This is a genomic window from Flavobacterium sp. 1355 (assembly GCF_017833415.1).
Classification (GTDB): Bacteria; Bacteroidota; Bacteroidia; order Flavobacteriales; family Flavobacteriaceae; genus Flavobacterium.
The window spans coordinates 142232-158314 of record NZ_JAFICC010000010.1 but is presented as its reverse complement, the minus strand read 5'-3'; the positions used below and the strand labels follow the sequence as shown (position 1 = coordinate 158314).

The following is a 16083-nucleotide window of genomic DNA, read 5'->3' as shown; positions in this document are numbered from 1 at the left end:
TTAAAAAAACTAAAAATCATGAGTACACAAAAATTTGCAACAAACGCATTACACGCAGGGCACGATGTTTCTAAAAATTCAGGAACAAGAGCAGTGCCTATTTATCAGACATCATCATATGTTTTTAATGATTCTGATCACGCAGCCAATCTTTTTGGTCTGGCCGAAGCAGGATTTATTTATACAAGATTAAATAACCCAACAAACGATGTTCTGGAACAACGGCTAGCCGCACTTGAGGGAGGAATTGGAGCAGTTGTTACGGCATCTGGAGCATCGGCAATCTCGACAACTTTATTGACTTTGCTAAAAGCCGGCGATCATATCGTAGCATCAAATAGTTTGTATGGCGGAACATATAACTTGTTAAAAGTGACTTTGCCCAGATTAGGCATTACAACAACATTTGTAGATCCTTCTGATGCAGGCAACTTCACTAAAGCAGCAAAAGAAAATACCAGGGCTTTCTTTGTGGAATCTCTTGGTAATCCAAAACTCGATGTGCTGGACCTGAAAGCAATTTCGCAGGAAGCAAAATCTTTTAAAGTTCCATTTATTGTAGATAATACCGTAGCCACTCCTTATTTATTAAGACCAATTGAATACGGAGCAAATATTGTGATTCACTCTTTAACCAAATATATATCAGGAAACGGAACATCATTAGGAGGCGTTATAATTGATGCCGGGACTTTTGACTGGTCAAACGGAAAATTCCCTGAATTTACAGAACCATCAGCAGGATATCATGGTTTGGTTTATCACGAAGCTTTAGGAAATGCTGCTTTTATTGCAAAAGCAAGAATTGAAGGTTTACGTGATTTTGGTTCGGCACTGAGCCCGTTTAATGCTTTTCAGATTATTCAGGGATTAGAAACGCTGCCAATCCGAATTAAGAAACACAGTGAAAATGCTTTGGCTTTGGCCGAATGGTTAGAGCAGCAGGATGAGGTAGTATGGGTAAATTATCCGGGTCTGAAATCGAATAAATATTTTGATTTGGCTAAAGAATATCTGCCGGAAGGACAAAGCGGAATTATAACTTTTGGATTAAAAGGAGGTTTTGATGCTGCTAAAAAAGTAGTAGACCAAACGAAGATATTCTCGCTTTTGGCAAATATAGGAGATACAAAATCATTGATTATTCATCCGGCAAGTACCACTCATCAGCAATTGACTGATGATGAACAATTAGAGACAGGAGTTTCTAAAGACTTAGTTCGTCTTTCTGTCGGAATCGAAGATATTGAAGATTTAATTGCCGATCTGCAAACGGTTTTCGCAACCATTACGCAATCGCAATACAGTATCAATAAAAATTAGGTTTTTTTGTTTTTTGTTTGAAAAATTGCCTTTAGTGATGTGGTGTTGCTAAAGGTGATTTTTTATGAAAAAGCACTCAGCATAAATGTTTGAACCCTATAAGTGATATAAGTTCATTTACAGAGCGCACAGCAGTGCGTCTAACAATATAAACGTTGAAAAATTAAGTGAACTTATATCACTTATAGGGTTTAATTAATTAAAATTAAAAATTATGTCAAAGCTTAAAATAAATATAATCCTTTTTGGAATTGGCAATATAGGAAGTACATTAATCAATCAGATTATAGAAAGTCAGGAGTTCTTTCTTCAAAACAGAAATATCGATTTTCACTTTCCTATCATTACCAATTCTACTGTAGCTTTTTTTGAGAAAGAAGGCGTTGGATATGCCTGGGAAACCAATTTTGTACAATTGGCCGTTCCGTTTAAGGTAGAAGACATTGTTGAATTTGCCAAAGAAAATGAATTCGAAAATTTGATTGCCGTAGATGCAACAGCGAGTGATGAATTAATACACCATTATAATACGTTGATCCAAAACGGCTTTAATATTGTAGCGGTAAATAAAAAAGCCAATACATTGCCAATCGAACTTTATAAGGAAATAAGAGCGAACCTGAAAAAGTACGATAAAGAATTTCTGTATGAAACATCCGTAGATATGGGCGTTCCCGTTTTACAGCCTTTAAGGGATTTGTATTACTCCGGAGAAAAGATCACAAAAATACGCGGCGTTTTTTCAGATAATCTGAGTTATGTTTTTAATCGGTTTTCGTCAGATGAGGTTACTTTTTCATCAGTTTTAAAAGATGCAAGTCTTTTAGGTTTTATGCGTTCTACATTTAAAGAAGATTTATCGGGAAATGACACAGCAAAAAAACTATTAATCTTAACAAGAGAAATAGGGAAGGATTTTGAGCTTTCTGACATAAAAATTAATTCACTTATAAAAGAAGAACATCTCGAGAAACACGGTACCCTCAACAAAGAAGCTATTGACAAATACTTCAAAATTGCAAAAATAACCCAGGCAGATAATCATGTTCTGAGATATGTTGGGGAATTTGATGTTCAGAAAAATACACTCGAAGTAAAATTGGTTTCAGAACCTGCGTCTTCTGCCATAGGACAACTCAAAGGCTCCGATACCATTTTTGAGATTTACACGCAATCTTATGCTGATGTTCCTATTGTGATCAAAAGTGCATCGGCATGTAAACAGGCTATTTCCCGCGGAATTATAACAGACATCTTAAAAGTAGCCGAAAAAATTAAAAATAAGGAAGCGGTCTGGCTTTAAGAATAATAAGTTTTAAAAATGTTCTTTGATAAACTGATTTGCGGAGAAAATCATATTATTTGTAGGTTTTTACTTAATTTTCATTGAACAAAAGTTTTGTAAGATGTTTTATATCGTTAAAAAGTCTTTTTTTGTCGGATTTTCGTATTAATTTATTGGTTTTCATTTGTGTAATTAAAAATAAAATTGCATATTTGTTAAACCCAAAAGCTAATCAATTGAACTGGAAAGTCTCTAAAATGTTTTGCGCCATTACGGTAAAAACCGTTGGGAAGTCTATTGCTTAAAAATTGTAAGAATACAATCATTATATGCAAAGCCTCCCAATTAATATCAGGAGGCTTTTAAATTATACAAAATGCAGAAATTTTTTAAAATAACAAATAAATCACAGGTTAATAAATCCCTACAGATGAACAAGATGTTCACTGTCGCAGCTATTTGTGCATGCGTCTGTTGATTCCAAAAGAATATATAAGTGTAAACAACTTAAAACCCTTTTGGCGTCAGAAACCAAAAGGGTTTTTTTATTCCATCGGGTTGCCTTAACAAAAAAATAAAAGATTAATAAAGATTATAACACAACTGAACTAAAACTTAATATCATGAAAACAGCAAACTACTTAACAAAAGCATTTTCTAAATTGAAAAACATCAGAACCAAAAGAAACAATCCGCCGCCAACAAACGAATTGATTCATCCAAGTTTTGGAATTACTGAGACAGATAAAAACGCAGAAAAAAAAGCACCAAATTCATTATTGTTTTTGATGTATTCTAAAGAAAATGAAACACTTTTCATCTAAATCGAAAAGTACCAACGGATAGGGTAAAACCCGCTTAATTTTACTGGGCATAATGTTCGGTAAATTTTTGCGTACAATAGTTTTTGATTTAAAGTATATTCATTGATTTCAAGATTTGATTCAGATAAATTTGCTTGTTTAAGAAAATAGTAGTTAATTTGCACCGTTAAGTTCAGAAACGTATTGAAATGTTATAAAGAAAGGACGAGGGATTAGACCCGATGAATCCTTAGCAACCCTTCGTTAATTCGAAGAAGGTGCTGCATTCTACCACGCCCAACGTGGAAAGATAACAACAAGAATTTGTCTGGTTTCATCTAGACTTTCTTTCTAATATTTCCAGATACAAATCATAATACAACAGATTTGAAATTGGAAAATATACCAAACCCTATAAACATACAAAATTTCACCACAGAAAATGGTGCACGCTATCATACATTACCTTTAAGTTTTACGCTTTCTGGTTTGCCGTTGCACAGTGCTCCAATTGTTCTGGTAAATCATGCCCTGACAGGAAATGCTGAGGTTACCGGCGAAAACGGCTGGTGGAGCGATTTAATAGGCAACGGGAAAACAATCGATACCAACATTTATACCGTGCTGGCATTTAATGTTCCCGGTAACGGAAATGACTCGTTTATCATTGAAAATTACAAGGATTTTACGACCAGAGATATTGCCAGAATTTTTTTAACAGGACTTGAGGCCCTTAATATAAATTACGTCCATACTATAATCGGCGGTTCTGTTGGCGGCGGAATTGCCTGGGAAATGCTGGCCTTGCAGCCAAAAATTGCAGAACATCTAATCCCGATTGCAACAGACTGGAAATCGACAGACTGGATGATTGCCAATTGCTTTTTGCAGGAACAGATCCTTAATAATTCAACAAAACCAATTGAGGACGCCAGAATTCATGCGATGTTGTGTTACAGATCTCCGGAATCATTCAAAGAAAAATTTCAACGAACCATAAATACGAATCTTTCTGTTTTTAATATAGAAAGCTGGCTGGCGCATCACGGAGAAAAATTACAAAAGAGATATCAGTTATCATCCTATAAACTGATGAATCAATTGCTTAAAACAATAGACATTACCAGAAACAGCGATGATTTTGAAACATTGTTGTCTAAAACAACTGCGTCGATTCATATTATAGGAATCAATTCGGACTTGTTTTTTACACCAAAAGAAAATCGCGAAACTTATGAAGAATTAAAAAAGTTCAAAGACAATGTTTTTTACAGCGAAATAGATTCTGTTCACGGGCATGACGCTTTTTTAATCGAGTACAAACAATTAGACCATTTACTTGCCGATATTTTTAAGGCAGAAACAATAAAAAGATAAAATGAAAATATTAAAATTTGGAGGTAAATCATTATCAAACGGAGAAGGACTTAACAAAGTTGTCTCAATTATTACAGATAAAGTAAATCAGGGCGAGCAAATTGCCGTTGTTGTTTCTGCGCGCGGAAATGCTACAGATGAATTGGAATTTATTTTAAGCATTGCCGCAAAAAACGGAAGTTATAAAGAATTATTAGAGAACTTTAAAAAATATCAGATCTCAGATTATCCGCAGGTTGATTTATCAGAAGAATTTAATGTCCTGGACAAACTTTTTGAAGGAGTTAGTTTAATTGGCGATTACAGCAATAAAATTAAAGATCAGATTTTGTCTAAAGGAGAATTGCTTTCGGCCAAATTATTGACTGCAATTTTGATAGAAAAAGGAATTCCTGCCAATTTTGTTGATACAAGACATCTTTTAAAAACAGATTCTAAATTTGGTGATGCCCAGCCTCTTGAACAGCTTTCTAAGAAAAACGTTATCAACTACTTTAAAGAACATAACGGAAAAACAGTAAATATTGTAACTGGTTTTATTGGTTCAAACAACAATAATGATACTACTACTTTAGGAAGAAACGGAAGTAATTATACCGCTTCTTTAATCGCAAATTATTTAAATGCAGAAGAGCTTCAAAATTTTACTCACGTTGACGGAATTTATACCGCAAATCCCGATTTGGTTGCAGATGCAAAAAAGATAGAGTTTTTATCTTTTAATGAAGCAAACGAGCTTGCCAACTTTGGAGCAACAATCCTGCATGCCAAAACGATAATTCCGTTATTGGAAAAAAACATTCCTTTACGAATTTTAAATACTTTCAATCATGAAAACAGAGGAACATTAATCACTTCTGATTCAACAAAAGAAGGAATTAAAACACTTTCTGTTTTAGAAAATGTGTCACTGGTAAATCTTGAAGGACGAGGATTACTTGGAAAAGCAGGTGTTGATGCCCGAATTTTTAAAGTAATGGGCGATCATAATATCAGTGTGAGCATCATTTCGCAGGGATCTTCAGAAAGAGGAATTGGCCTGGTTGTAGCAACTGAAAAAGCAACTACAGCAATGGTTGAATTAGAAAAAGAGTTTGAAAATGACTTTTATTCTAAAGATGTAAATCAGATTACAGTAACAGATAATGTATCTGTAATTTCTATTATCGGTCAGGATTTGAGTACATTCCATAAACCATATACTGCTTTAATTAAAAACAAAATTGTTCCGATATTATTCAACAACACTGTTACGGGTAAAAACGTGAGTTTGGTGGTAAAAAAATCCGAACTAAACAGAGCTTTGAGCGTAATTCACGGAGAGATTTTTGGAGTTTCTAAAAAAATCAACATTGCAATTTTTGGTCATGGCTTAGTTGGCGGAACTTTAATAAACCAAATATTAGAATCAACTGCAGCAATCGAAAAACGAAAAGGCATTAAACTGAATGTTTTTGCTATTGCCAATTCTAAAAAGGTGCTTTTAAATAAAAACGGCGTAACTTCAGAATGGAAGGACGATATTCAAAAAGAAGGCCTTGCATACACAATTAATGATGTTATCGCCTACGCGAATGAGCATCACTTAGAAAACTTAATTGCAATTGATAATACCGCAAGTGCTTCATTTGTAGAAAATTATATTTCACTTATCGAAAGCAGTTTCGACTTGATTTCTTCAAATAAGGTAGCCAATACCTTAAGTTATGGTTTTTATAAAGAAATCAGAAAAGCATTGGCCGAAAATCAAAAGAATTATTTGTACGAAACCAATGTTGGCGCCGGATTGCCGTTAATTGATACAATTAAATTATTACACCTTTCGGGAGAAAATATCACAAAGATTAAAGGCGTTTTCTCTGGAACACTGAGTTATTTATTTAATAATTTTTCTGCAAAAGACGCTCCGTTTAGTGAGATTTTGCAGGAAGCAATTAATAACGGATATACAGAACCTGACCCGCGTGAAGACTTATGCGGAAATGATGTGGGCAGAAAATTACTGATTTTGGCAAGAGAATTAGATTTACAAAATGAGTTTGAAGAAATTTCGATTCAAAACCTGATTCCGGAGCATTTACGTGACGGAAATGTTTCAGATTTCCTAACGAAACTAAAAGAATTCGATCCGATTTACGAGAAAATCAAAGTCGATCAAAAACCAAATCACGTTTTAAGATACATCGGTGAATTGTCCGGAGATTTGCAAAACGACAAAGGAATTTTAGAAGTAAAACTAGTATCTGTTCCTTCAGACACTGCTTTGGGCGGACTAAAAGGTTCAGATTCATTCTTCGAAATCTATACAGAATCTTACGGAGATCGTCCAATCGTAATACAAGGAGCCGGTGCAGGTTCTGCGGTTACGGCAAGAGGTGTTTTTGGAGATATTTTGAGATTATCGGAGAAAGAGTGATATCGGTCCAGTTTTGTCATTTCGATCCCGAAGCCTCGGGATCGAAATGACAAGATTGTGGATAATAAAAAAATAAAAAAATAACACACAATGAAAGTAACCCTAAACAGAGTAAACGACGCATTCCATTTTAAAGTAAAAAATGAAAGAGGTCATGTAGTCGATGTTGATAGCAGAGCCGAATTTGGCGGTAGTGACTTGGGAGCGAGTCCAATGGAATTAGTATTAATGGGTGTTGCGGGATGCAGTGCTATTGATATGATTTCTATCCTAAAAAAACAACGTCAGGAAATCACTTCTTTTAATGCTGAGGTAGAAGGAACCCGCGTTCAGATTGACGAAGCAAAACCATTTAAGGAAATAGATGTAGTTTTCTATTTAGAAGGCGATATCAATCCTGAAAAAGCACAACGTGCCGCTCAGCTTTCTTTCGAGAAATATTGCTCAGTTGCCAAAACAGTAGAACCAACAGCAACAATTAAATACAAAGTTGTTCTAAACAACGAATCATTATAGAATTAGATAATTTGGGAATTTGTCAATTAGAAAATGCTCGGATTGAATAAAAGATTAGACTCGTTTTAGTTTGGCTTTAAGTTTTGCTCACTGTAAAACCTGAAATTTTAAACCTGAAACAAAAAACAAAAAACAACACAATGAATACAGAAGAATTTGGTTTTGAAACACAAGCCATAAGAACACAATTAGAAAGAACTCAGTATCTAGAGCATTCGGTGCCATTATACTTATCGTCAAGCTTTGTATTTGAAGATGCAGAAGATATGAGAGCTTCTTTTACAGAAGAAAAAGAAAGAAACATTTACAGCCGTTTCAGCAACCCGAACACAACAGAGTTTGTCGATAAAATCTGCAAAATGGAAGGTGCAGAAGCCGGATATGCTTTTGCAACAGGAATGGCGGCAGTTTATTCTACATTCGCAGCTTTATTAAATGCCGGAGATCACATCGTTTCTGCCAGCAGCGTTTTTGGATCTACTCACGCATTGTTCATGACTTATTTTCCTAAATGGAATATCGAAACATCTTATTTTGATATCAACAAACCGGAAACAATCGAGAGTTTTATTAAACCAAATACAAAAATATTATACGCAGAATCGCCGACAAACCCGGGAGTAGACGTAATCGATATGCAATTATTGGGAGATATCGCCAAAAAACACAATCTGATTCTAATAATTGACAACTGTTTTGCAACACCATATATTCAGCAGCCAATTAAATTTGGGGCGCATTTGGTTGTGCATTCAGCAACTAAATTAATAGACGGTCAGGGTCGTGTGTTGGGAGGCGTTACAGTTGGAAGCGAGGATCTTATCAGACAAATTTATCTGTTCTCGAGAAATACAGGCCCGGCTTTGTCACCATTTAATGCCTGGGTTTTGTCAAAAAGTTTAGAAACTTTGGCAGTACGTGTTGAGAAACATTGCGAAAACGCATTGAAGGTGGCAGAATTTTTAGAAGCTCACCCAAATGTAAACAGTATCAAATATCCATTCCTGAAATCGCATCCACAATATGAGATTGCCAAAAAACAGATGAAATTGGGCGGCAATATTATTGCGTTTGAAATTAAAGGCGGAATTGAAGCAGGAAGAAAATTTTTAAACAATATAAAACTTTGTTCACTTTCGGCAAATATTGGAGATACAAGAACTATTGTGACGCATCCGGCATCAACAACACACAGCAAATTATCTGAACCAGACCAATTGGCAGTAGGAATCACACAAGGGTTGGTCCGCGTTTCTGTTGGTTTAGAAACAGTAGAAGACGTTATTGCAGATTTGAAGCAAGCACTTGCTTAACGTAAATTATACAAAAATTAAGAGGGCTATTTATTTAATAGCCCTTTTTAGTATCTGAAATTTAGTTTTTAAAATTTATATTATGCCAAAACCCAGATTGGTTATTTTATCAGATTTATTTGGAGGTAAAAACCCGGAATGGATAAAACATTATACAGAGATATTAGAATCAGATTTTGATACTCAATATTATGATATTCTTCAATTGGCGGGTATTTCTCCTGATAATGATGAAGCAAATATTCACAGTCAATTTATAAACGGCGGAATAGACAATGTCATAAAGGCATTATTGGCTTATGAGAAAAAAGAAATAACGATTTTGGGATTTAGCATAGGAGGAACCATTGCCTGGAAAGCTTCTTTAAAAGGGTTAAATGTATCTCAGCTAATTGCAGTTTCATCTACAAGATTACGTTTTGAAACAAAAACACCTAACTGCAAAATCAAATTATATTTTGGAGAAAAAGATTTAAAAAAGCCAGACCCAAAGTGGTTTTCAGACTTAAAAATAGCTGGAGAGATTTTGCAAAACGAAAGCCATCAGCTATATCTACAGCAAAAAAATGCTTTTGTAATTTGTAAAAATTTAAGGTAGACTCTTTTCTTACTTTTTAGCAATTCTTTCGTCAAAAAGTATATTTTTGTTGTTCCATAACTAAAAACATTAACAACAATAAAAACCAATTACACATGAGCAACTCTACTTATATTCTTGATGAAACATTACTGGCTTCAAGCGGCCAACGCTTTTTAAATTACATTTTAGATTTTATATTTGTTACAATCATATTTGTAATGATATGTTTATTTATCGGTGTTCTTATTGGTTTGTTTGGCCTCGATGGTTTGCGGGAAGCAATGGATGGTATGGGAGATTCCGGGTGGAATTTGGTGTTGGTAGTTATATATTTATCCTATTTTTTTATCACCGAAGGAATATTTGGCAGATCGATTGGTAAGTTTATCACAGGAACAGTTTTAGTTGATGAAAATGGTGAAAAACCAGATTTTGGATCAGTTGTCAAAAGATCTTTTTCTCGTTTAATCCCTTTTGATAATTTCTCTTTTTTAGGAAGCAGAGGATGGCATGACTCTATTTCTGATACATATGTTGTCAATAAAAAAGCCTTAGAGGAAGAGGTTCGATTGTTTCATGAATTGAAATTAATTGGTGCAACTGAAACAGAATCATAAATTATCCGTTAAGCTAAAATTGCTACAGAAGCAAATTAGTTAAACTATACTAATTTAGTAGAATATAACTTTCGTTCTGTTATATTCTCATTTAAAAAGTTTATTTTTGTTGCAGAAAAATATATAGTTTGTTACTTTGGAATAGAAATCTAAAGTCAACACTCTAACATCTAAAATATAAAAATGCTTTCAAAGAAAACAAAATACGGAATTAAAGCTTTAACCTATTTAGCCAGACGAGAAAATAACGAACCTGTACAAATAGCCGAAATTGCAAAAAGCGAACATATTTCGATTAAATTCCTGGAAAGTATTTTATTGCTGCTAAGAAACTCCGGTTTCCTTGGAGCAAAAAAAGGTAAAGGTGGCGGCTATTATCTGATAAAAGATCCAAAGGACATTAGTATGGCAAAAGTCTATCGTATTCTCGAAGGACCAATCGCCTTATTGCCTTGTGCAAGTCATAATTTCTACGAAAGATGTGATGATTGTGATGATGAATCTACTTGCGCTGCAAGACGATTAATGACAGAAGTTCGTGACAATACACTCAAAATATTAGAAAGTAATTCTTTGGCAGATATTGCCTTTTAGGTCAAATTTAATAATGAAAAACATAAAAGAAAGACCATCTCAGAAGTATGAAATGGTCTTTCTTTTTATATGTAATAACTCTTTGGTCTTAAAAAATCAACTTATAACCAGCAAGAAAAAGCATAACGGCAATAGCATTTCTAAGAAATAAATCAGGAACCTTTCCGCTTAAGCTGCTTCCGATATAAATTCCCGGAAGAGAACCTAATAATAATTGTCCCAATAAAGCTAAATCTAAATTTCCCATAGAAGCATGACCAATTCCAGCCACTAAAGTTAATGGAACGGCATGTGCAATTTCGGTTCCTACCAAACGAGGCGTGGGCAAAAGCGGATATAAAAAAAACAAGGTTACTGTTCCTAAAGCTCCCGCCCCAATAGAAGTCAGCGTTACAGTTGCTCCCAATAAAACCCCAATTGCAATAGTCAGCATATTTTGAGTAGTGCTTTCGTTATGGAATTTATCCCCGGCATGTTTTTGAGAAAAATTCAAAAGTTTCTTTTTGAATATAATAGCGACCGATGTAAATAATAATGCCCAGCCTAAACTGTATTTAATAACTCTGTTTATAGTTTCAATGTCTGTTTTAATACTATTCAATATCCACAAAGTTATCAAAGCAGCAGGAACACTCCCGAGAGTTAACCAACCCGTAATTTGCCAGTTTATATTGCTTTTTTTGTGGTGTACAAAAACACCTCCCATTTTGGTAAATGCCGCATAAAGTAAATCTGTACCAACTGCTTTAGTAGGTGGAATACCAAAGTACAGTAAAATTGGCGTCATCAATGAGCCTCCGCCAACACCAGTTAATCCTACAACAAATCCAACCACTAAACCGGCAATTACCAGACCAATCTGAAAATCCATAATAAAAATTTGGCGCTAAAATAAAAACAATTTTATAATTATCCTATAGATATTGTAGAGATTAAAATCTATTTTAAAAAACAACCATTTGACCTAAAAATATTGTTTGAATATATCGCTAAGACTGCATATTTGTTAAATAAATAAGTTTCTATTGTAAATATCTCTCTACAACGGCATTAATATCTTATTGTAGGTTTAAAAAAATCCAAATATTGTTTTGATTATTATAAATAAATAGTACTTTTGCAAAGTAATCTACTAAGCCGATAGGGTAATAGATTTTTAAGACAATATAAACTTGTTAAAATGGAAAAAGACCTGAAAATAAATAATGGTGATTCTTTAAAAGAAAAGCTCTGGATTGGAATTCCGGTTGTTTTATTAATAGGTTTATTATCTATTTTAATATATAATCACCACGCTGAGTTTTCGTGGAACGGACTTATAGAAGGATTTAATGAAGAGTTATTGGTGTTTTTTGCCATCGGAGTTTTTGCTCAGTTGGTAGATGGAACTTTAGGAATGGGATATGGAGCAACTTCAACATCATTTTTATTGGCTTATGGAGTTCCGCCGGTTGTGAGTAGTACGGCAGTACACGTTTCAGAAATGTTTACTACCGGAGCATCGGCACTTTCTCATCACCGTTTTGGAAACATCAACAAAAAGTTGGTAAGGCATTTATTAATTCCAGGCGTTTTAGGTTCTATTACAGGAGCTTATTTATTGGCAGATGTAATTAATGGAGATGTTATTAAGCCGTTTATCGCAGTATATATGATTGTTTTGGCGATTATTATCATAAAAAAAGCTTTAAGAAAAAACATCGTAAAAAAGAAAACTAAAAAATTGGGCGTTTTAGCCGTTTTTGGAGGTTTTATGGATTCTGTAGGTGGCGGAGGCTGGGGACCAATTGTAACTTCAACATTATTAGGAAGAGGAAGAAATCCTAGATATACAATAGGTTCAGTAAATGCTGCAGAGTTTGCGATTTCATTTGCAAGTGGTATCACTTTTATGCTTTTTGGAGGAATTCATGGCTGGCAGGTGATTATAGGATTGATTTTAGGAGGAGTGATTGCTGCGCCACTAGGAGCATATCTAGTAAATAAAATCAAAAGAAAGCCAATGATGGTTGCGGTTGGAATTGTAATTATAATATTGAGTTTAAAAACATTATCTAAATTATTGTAAAATAATTTTAGAAAAGGAAAAGAGAATATGAGTGCACCAATTATAGAATCATTATTAGATATAACAAAAGATCTTTCGCTAGAGGAAACCTTAGCCTTTTTAGCAAAGGAATTTCCGGGGAAAGTAACTTTTTCTACATCCTTCGGTCAGGAAGATCAGGTTATTACAGATTATATTGCAAAAAGTAATCAGGATATTACCATTTTTACCTTAGATACAGGAAGGTTATTTCAGGAAACGTATGATGTTTTTCATAAAACATTAAAAAAATATAAAAAGCCAATAGAGGTTTATTTTCCGGAAGCAACAGCAGTGGAAAATTTACTGAAACAAAAAGGACCAAACAGCTTTTATGATTCGGTTGAGAATAGAAAAGAATGCTGTTTTATTAGAAAAGTAGTTCCGTTAAGAAAAGCTTTGGCAGGAAATTCAGTTTGGATCACAGGTTTAAGAGCCGAACAATCGGAGAACAGACAAGATTTAAATTTATTTGAATACGACGCAGGTTTCGAAATCATTAAATTCAATCCATTATTAAAATGGAGTTTAGAAGAAGTTGAAACGTATTTGTCAGAAAACAAGGTTCCTCAAAATGCTTTACACAAACAAGGTTTCGTAAGTATAGGATGCGCGCCATGTACAAGAGCCATTTTTCCTGGTGAAGATATTAGAGCCGGAAGATGGTGGTGGGAATCAAGCCATAAAGAATGCGGATTGCACAGCGCTAAGAAAGAGTAAAGAGAATAGAATCAAGAGAATAGAATAAAACAATAGTTGAGAATTTCAGAGTACACCACAAAACTTGAAACCTGAAACTTGAAACTTTTTAAACAAAAAACAATGAGTTCAGTATTAAAAACAAACGCTTTAGAGAGTGAAGCAATATACATTTTCAGAGAAGTAATTTCACAGTTTGACAAACCGGTTTTACTTTTCTCTGGAGGAAAAGATTCTATAACATTAGTGCGTTTGGCACAAAAAGCTTTTTTCCCTGCAAAGATTCCGTTTCCTCTTTTGCACGTTGATACTGGACACAATTTTCCTGAAACAATTGCTTTCAGAGATAAATTGGTAGAAGAGTTAGGATTAGAATTAATCGTTCGTAATGTTCAGGATGCTATTGATGAAGGAAAAGTAGTTGAAGAAACCGGAAAATATTCTAGTAGAAACAGCTTGCAGACGATCACACTTTTAGACGCAATCGAAGAATTTAAGTTTGATGCCTGTATTGGTGGAGCGCGTCGTGATGAAGAAAAAGCAAGAGCCAAAGAACGTATTTTCTCAGTTCGTGACGATTTTGGTCAATGGGATGAAAAAAACCAACGTCCGGAATTGTTTGATATTTTGAACGGAAAAATAGAAAATGGTCAAAACGTTCGTGTTTTCCCAATTTCAAACTGGACAGAATTAGACGTTTGGAGTTATATCGAAAAAGAACATATCGAGATTCCATCCATCTATTTTTCACATAAAAGAAAAGTTTTTTTGAGAGACGGTTTAATCTGGTCGCATTCTCCTTTTGTGTATCAGGAAGAAGACGAACAAATCGAAGAACGAATTGTTCGTTTCAGAACCGTTGGAGATATGAGTTGTACAGCCGCTGTTGAATCTTACGCAGCAACCATTCAGGAAGTTGTTGGAGAAATCAGAACTTCAACTATTTCTGAAAGAGGCGCCAGAATTGACGACAAACGTTCTGAAGCCGCAATGGAAAAAAGAAAACAACAGGGGTACTTTTAATTTTTTAGTAAGAAGTTAAAAGTTAGATGTTAGAAGGGAACAACAGAAAGTAAAATTCAAAAAAAACATACAGATTTATAAGTTTTTAGATAACATGAAACCTGAAACTTTAAACCTGAAACAATATAATAAGATGGACGTTTTAAAAATAGCAACAGCAGGAAGTGTAGATGATGGAAAAAGTACTTTGATCGGAAGATTATTGTATGATACAAAATCATTGACGACAGATAAAATTGAGGCAATCGAAAAAAGCAGTAAACAAAAAGGGTACGATTATTTGGATTTTTCTTTGGCAACTGACGGATTAGTAGCAGAAAGAGAACAAGGAATTACAATTGACGTAGCACATATTTATTTTTCGACTGCAAAGAAAAGTTACATTATTGCCGATACTCCGGGTCACGTAGAATATACCAGAAACATGGTTACAGGAGCTTCTACTTCTCAGGTTTCTATTATTTTAATTGATGCCAGAAAAGGTGTTATTGAACAAACGTACCGTCACTTTTTTATCAATAATTTATTGAGAGTAAAAGAAGTAATCGTAGCGATCAATAAAATGGATTTAGTTGATTATTCTGAAGAAGTTTACAATAAAATCAAAGCTGATTTTCAGGCATTAAATGCTAAAAGTACTTTCAAAGAGCAAAACGTAAGTTACATTCCGTTAAGCGCCATCAACGGCGGAAACGTAGTGGATAAATCTGAAAATATGCCTTGGTATGACGGTCAAACAGTATTGGAACATTTAGAAGGATTACATTCTTCGGATGTTTTTGAAGCAGGAAAAGCACGTTTCCCGGTTCAGACTGTGATTCGCCCTAAAACAGAAGAATACCATGATTTCAGAGGTTATGCCGGAAAATTATACGGAAACTCTATTAAAGTTGGAGATGCTGTTACAGTTCTTCCTTCTTTAACGGAATCAAAAGTTTCAAAAATTCACTTTTTCGATAAAACATATGACGAAGCCGTTGCAGGTTCATCGATCACAATTGAATTAGAAAATGATATCAATGTGACAAGAGGCGATATGATTGTAAAATCATCAGAACTTCCAAAAATTGAAAAAGAAATCACAACAACGGTCTGTTGGATGGACAGCAAAAAACTGGTTGCCGGTACCAAATATATTGTACAGCACAACACCAATTCAGTTTTAGCTAAAGTAGAAAGTATCAAAAATACCATCTCAACAGATTATTCAGGAACAAAAGAAGCATCGCAATTAGCGATCAACGAAATTGGAGAAGTAACCATCAAATTAAGCAAGCCTTTATATTTTGATGCCTATAACGAGAATAAATCAAACGGAGCTTTTATCTTAATTGATACGGCAACGAACACCACAGCAGGAGTAGGATTTATTCGATAGTTGATAGTTTTTGGTTTTTAGTTGATAGTTATCCTGCCAACAACCAACCATAAACAACCAACCATAAACTATA

General features: G+C 34.3%; 15 protein-coding genes and 1 riboswitch. Of the genes, 14 read left to right on the top strand and 1 reads right to left on the bottom strand.

Annotated features, from left to right (window positions below; translation table 11 throughout):
- Positions 1–18 precede the first annotated feature (18 nt).
- The 10 genes from JOD96_RS14305 to JOD96_RS14260 all read left to right on the top strand — a co-directional run bounded on the left by JOD96_RS14305 (position 19) and on the right by JOD96_RS14260 (position 10824).
- The gene (locus tag JOD96_RS14305; RefSeq protein WP_209564918.1) at positions 19–1323 is read left to right on the top strand and encodes an O-acetylhomoserine aminocarboxypropyltransferase/cysteine synthase family protein; all 1305 of its coding nucleotides are present in this window, start codon (positions 19–21) and stop codon (positions 1321–1323) included.
- 214 nt (positions 1324–1537) lie between these two features.
- A complete protein-coding gene (locus JOD96_RS14300) occupies positions 1538–2626 on the top strand; it encodes an aspartate kinase (protein WP_209564917.1) in 1089 nt (362 codons plus the stop codon).
- 605 nt (positions 2627–3231) lie between these two features.
- Positions 3232–3432: a hypothetical protein gene (locus JOD96_RS14295; RefSeq protein WP_209564916.1), complete on the top strand. Its 201-nt coding sequence runs from the start codon at positions 3232–3234 to the stop codon at positions 3430–3432.
- A gap of 188 nt (positions 3433–3620) precedes the next feature.
- Positions 3621–3728, top strand: a riboswitch (SAM riboswitch).
- 76 nt (positions 3729–3804) lie between these two features.
- Positions 3805–4788 carry an alpha/beta fold hydrolase gene (locus JOD96_RS14290; RefSeq protein WP_245188416.1) on the top strand — a complete coding sequence of 328 codons (984 nt, stop codon included), beginning with the start codon at positions 3805–3807 and terminating at the stop codon, positions 4786–4788.
- 1 nt (position 4789) lies between these two features.
- Positions 4790–7204: a bifunctional aspartate kinase/homoserine dehydrogenase I gene (gene thrA, locus JOD96_RS14285; RefSeq protein WP_209564914.1), complete on the top strand. Its 2415-nt coding sequence runs from the start codon at positions 4790–4792 to the stop codon at positions 7202–7204.
- A 90-nt stretch (positions 7205–7294) separates the two neighbouring features.
- Positions 7295–7720: an OsmC family protein gene (locus JOD96_RS14280; protein ID WP_209564913.1), complete on the top strand. Its 426-nt coding sequence runs from the start codon at positions 7295–7297 to the stop codon at positions 7718–7720.
- A 140-nt stretch (positions 7721–7860) separates the two neighbouring features.
- Positions 7861–9033, top strand: a complete 1173-nt coding sequence (locus JOD96_RS14275) for a trans-sulfuration enzyme family protein (protein WP_209564912.1) — start codon at positions 7861–7863, stop codon at positions 9031–9033.
- Between the two features lie 82 nt (positions 9034–9115).
- Positions 9116–9631: an alpha/beta hydrolase gene (locus tag JOD96_RS14270; protein WP_209564911.1), complete on the top strand. Its 516-nt coding sequence runs from the start codon at positions 9116–9118 to the stop codon at positions 9629–9631.
- A gap of 95 nt (positions 9632–9726) precedes the next feature.
- Positions 9727–10230 carry an RDD family protein gene (locus JOD96_RS14265; RefSeq protein ID WP_209564910.1) on the top strand — a complete coding sequence of 168 codons (504 nt, stop codon included), beginning with the start codon at positions 9727–9729 and terminating at the stop codon, positions 10228–10230.
- A gap of 183 nt (positions 10231–10413) precedes the next feature.
- Positions 10414–10824 (top strand): RrF2 family transcriptional regulator, encoded by a 411-nt coding sequence (locus JOD96_RS14260; protein WP_008466594.1) that lies wholly within the window; start codon positions 10414–10416, stop codon positions 10822–10824.
- A gap of 88 nt (positions 10825–10912) precedes the next feature.
- On the opposite strand, the gene JOD96_RS14255 is transcribed toward JOD96_RS14260, so the two are convergent.
- Positions 10913–11695 carry a sulfite exporter TauE/SafE family protein gene (locus JOD96_RS14255; RefSeq protein WP_209564909.1) on the bottom strand — a complete coding sequence of 261 codons (783 nt, stop codon included), beginning with the start codon at positions 11693–11695 and terminating at the stop codon, positions 10913–10915.
- A gap of 309 nt (positions 11696–12004) precedes the next feature.
- Between JOD96_RS14255 and JOD96_RS14250 the strand changes: the two genes are divergently transcribed.
- The 4 genes from JOD96_RS14250 to JOD96_RS14235 all read left to right on the top strand — a co-directional run bounded on the left by JOD96_RS14250 (position 12005) and on the right by JOD96_RS14235 (position 16010).
- Positions 12005–12892, top strand: a complete 888-nt coding sequence (locus JOD96_RS14250) for a sulfite exporter TauE/SafE family protein (protein WP_209564908.1) — start codon at positions 12005–12007, stop codon at positions 12890–12892.
- A gap of 27 nt (positions 12893–12919) precedes the next feature.
- The gene (locus JOD96_RS14245; RefSeq protein ID WP_209564907.1) at positions 12920–13630 is read left to right on the top strand and encodes a phosphoadenylyl-sulfate reductase; all 711 of its coding nucleotides are present in this window, start codon (positions 12920–12922) and stop codon (positions 13628–13630) included.
- Positions 13631–13732: 102 nt separating this feature from the next.
- Positions 13733–14632, top strand: a complete 900-nt coding sequence (gene cysD / locus JOD96_RS14240) for a sulfate adenylyltransferase subunit CysD (RefSeq protein WP_072970415.1) — start codon at positions 13733–13735, stop codon at positions 14630–14632.
- A gap of 133 nt (positions 14633–14765) precedes the next feature.
- Entirely contained in the window at positions 14766–16010 is a 1245-nt protein-coding gene (locus tag JOD96_RS14235) for a sulfate adenylyltransferase subunit 1 (RefSeq protein ID WP_209564987.1), read from the top strand.
- Positions 16011–16083: the final 73 nt, after the last annotated feature.

Bases quoted from the DNA above. Each gene is read 5' to 3' on its own strand.
- JOD96_RS14305 (WP_209564918.1), top strand. From the start codon at position 19: ATGAGTACACAAAAATTTGCAACAAACGCATTACACGCAGGGCACGAT.
- JOD96_RS14300 (WP_209564917.1), top strand. From the start codon at position 1,538: ATGTCAAAGCTTAAAATAAATATAATCCTTTTTGGAATTGGCAATATA.
- JOD96_RS14295 (WP_209564916.1), top strand. From the start codon at position 3,232: ATGAAAACAGCAAACTACTTAACAAAAGCATTTTCTAAATTGAAAAAC.
- thrA (WP_209564914.1), top strand. From the start codon at position 4,790: ATGAAAATATTAAAATTTGGAGGTAAATCATTATCAAACGGAGAAGGA.
- JOD96_RS14280 (WP_209564913.1), top strand. From the start codon at position 7,295: ATGAAAGTAACCCTAAACAGAGTAAACGACGCATTCCATTTTAAAGTA.
- JOD96_RS14275 (WP_209564912.1), top strand. From the start codon at position 7,861: ATGAATACAGAAGAATTTGGTTTTGAAACACAAGCCATAAGAACACAA.
- JOD96_RS14270 (WP_209564911.1), top strand. From the start codon at position 9,116: ATGCCAAAACCCAGATTGGTTATTTTATCAGATTTATTTGGAGGTAAA.
- JOD96_RS14265 (WP_209564910.1), top strand. From the start codon at position 9,727: ATGAGCAACTCTACTTATATTCTTGATGAAACATTACTGGCTTCAAGC.
- JOD96_RS14260 (WP_008466594.1), top strand. From the start codon at position 10,414: ATGCTTTCAAAGAAAACAAAATACGGAATTAAAGCTTTAACCTATTTA.
- JOD96_RS14255 (WP_209564909.1), bottom strand. From the start codon at position 11,695: ATGGATTTTCAGATTGGTCTGGTAATTGCCGGTTTAGTGGTTGGATTT.
- JOD96_RS14250 (WP_209564908.1), top strand. From the start codon at position 12,005: ATGGAAAAAGACCTGAAAATAAATAATGGTGATTCTTTAAAAGAAAAG.
- JOD96_RS14245 (WP_209564907.1), top strand. From the start codon at position 12,920: ATGAGTGCACCAATTATAGAATCATTATTAGATATAACAAAAGATCTT.
- cysD (WP_072970415.1), top strand. From the start codon at position 13,733: ATGAGTTCAGTATTAAAAACAAACGCTTTAGAGAGTGAAGCAATATAC.
- JOD96_RS14235 (WP_209564987.1), top strand. From the start codon at position 14,766: ATGGACGTTTTAAAAATAGCAACAGCAGGAAGTGTAGATGATGGAAAA.